Consider the following 1,814-nt stretch of genomic DNA (forward strand, 5'->3'; position numbering starts at 1 on the left):
GAGCTGTTCGAGAACCTCGATGCCGCCGTGGCCGACCTCGACCTGCTGTTTGCGACCACCGCGCGCGCCCATGACCAGGCCAAGCCGGTGGTGGCGCCTGAGGCGGCCGCGCACGAGATCGTGGCGCATGGCGGTGGCGGGACGGCCGGCATCCTGTTCGGCCGCGAGCGCTCGGGCCTGACCAACGAGGAGGTGGCGCGCGCCAACCGCATCGTCACCTTTCCGGTCAATCCGGGCTTTGCCTCGCTCAACCTGGCGCAGGCGGTGCTGCTGATGGGCTACGAATGGTTCAAGCTGTCGACCGCGGCGGCGTTGCCGTTCGCGATGCCCGAGCGCTCCGAACGCGCGTCCCAGCACCAGATGGACGCCTTTTTCGAGAATCTCGTGCGCGAGCTCGACAAGGTCGAGTTCCTGCGCCCGGCGGAAAAGCGCGACACCATGCTGGTGAACCTGCGCAACATCTTCACCCGGATGGAGCCGACCAAGCAGGACATGCACACGCTGCACGGCGTGGTGATGGCGATCGCCGAGGGCCGCAAGGGCCCGGCGAAGGGCGGCGTGCTCGATGGCGAACAGGCGACACGGCTGCGCGCGCTATTGGCCGAGCAGGGGCAGGGCAGTTCGTCCCCGGACTCCAGCGGCTCGTTGCGCGGGCTGGCGCGGCTGCTCCGGCGCAATCCGACCGATGCCGAGCGCTTGCTCTGGCAGGCCCTGACCCGCGACCGCCGCTTCGCCGGCCGGTTCAAGCGCCAGACTCCGGTCGGCCGCCAGATTCCGGATTTCGTCTCCTTCGTGCACCGGCTGGCGATCGAGTTGATCAATGCCGGCGAGTCCGACGCCATTACCGCAGACCGCGCCGCGCGACGGGCCTGGCTCGAGAGCCGCAACTATCGGGTCATCGAGATCAGGGCTGCCGATGTCGAAGGCGCTCTGGATCAGGAGCTGGCGCGGCTTGAGAGGATGATTTCAGAACCGAAGTAGCGCCGCGGCCAAGTGGGCGCGATCTACACGACCGCGACCAGCTGCGCCGGGGCGTTGCCCGCGCGCTTCGGCTTCTTTGCCTTTGCCGGCTCGAACAGCGAGCCCGCAGCCAGGCCCGCGGTGTCGGCGACGCCGGGATTGCGCGACACCATGGCGGCGACGATCGCGCCGTCGATCAATAGCGCCAGTTGATGCGCCAGCATTTCCGGCTCGGCCGCGCCCATTTCGCCCGCGAGCTTCTCGATATGGGCAAGCACCACCTTCTTGTGCTTGAGCGCGATGGAGCGGAACTGTTTCTGATCCTTGTCGTGCTCGGCCACCGCATTGATGAACGGGCAGCCATAGAACCGCTCTTCGCCGAACCAGCGCTTCAGCGCCGGAAAGATCCGCGCAAGTTTGGTCTGCGCGTCGCCGCCGCCCTGCTCGATGGCGCCGATGAACCATTCGCGCCACTGCCTGCCTTCGCTCTCCAGCACGGCATGCACGAGATTGGTCTTCGAGCCGAACAATTTGTAGAGCGTCGTCTTCGCGGTGCCGGCTTCATCGATGATGGCGTCGATGCCGGTGGCGTTGATGCCGTCCTTGCAGAACAGATGCGTTGCCGCACTGAGCAGCCGGCCGCGCGCCGATTCATCGTCGCCGGCAGCGACGTGAGGTCCGACCGATTTCTTCTTCGAATAAGATTTGCCCGCTTTGCCCATGACCGCAAGTTACGCGAAGCGCAGCGACCTCATCAAGTCGCATCTTTGTGCGTCCAAAATAATCGCTCTCCGGCGTCAATTGCATCCGCTTTGAGCAGGGCGCGGCTGGTCAATCCGGAGGCAGGCCGGCCT

General features: G+C 66.1%; 2 protein-coding genes. One reads left to right on the top strand and one right to left on the bottom strand.

Translation table 11 applies throughout. The features are described from left to right. Positions 1–981, top strand: a 981-nt coding sequence (locus tag WCB02_RS24425; RefSeq protein WP_423962199.1) for a DUF559 domain-containing protein, incomplete at its 5' end; no start/stop codon positions are given. Positions 982–1,004: 23 nt separating this feature from the next. Here WCB02_RS24425 and WCB02_RS24430 read toward each other — a convergent pair. Continuing rightward, a complete protein-coding gene (locus WCB02_RS24430; protein WP_423962201.1) occupies positions 1,005–1,682 on the bottom strand; it encodes a TetR/AcrR family transcriptional regulator in 678 nt (225 codons plus the stop codon). Positions 1,683–1,814 lie beyond the last annotated feature (132 nt).

The sequence above is a fragment of the Bradyrhizobium sp. genome, from assembly GCF_049581145.1.
In the GTDB taxonomy this organism is placed as follows: Bacteria; Pseudomonadota; Alphaproteobacteria; order Rhizobiales; family Xanthobacteraceae; genus Bradyrhizobium.

Excerpts from the sequence above, each read along its gene's own strand:
- WCB02_RS24430 (WP_423962201.1), bottom strand. The coding sequence starts at position 1,682 with ATGGGCAAAGCGGGCAAATCTTATTCGAAGAAGAAATCGGTCGGACCT.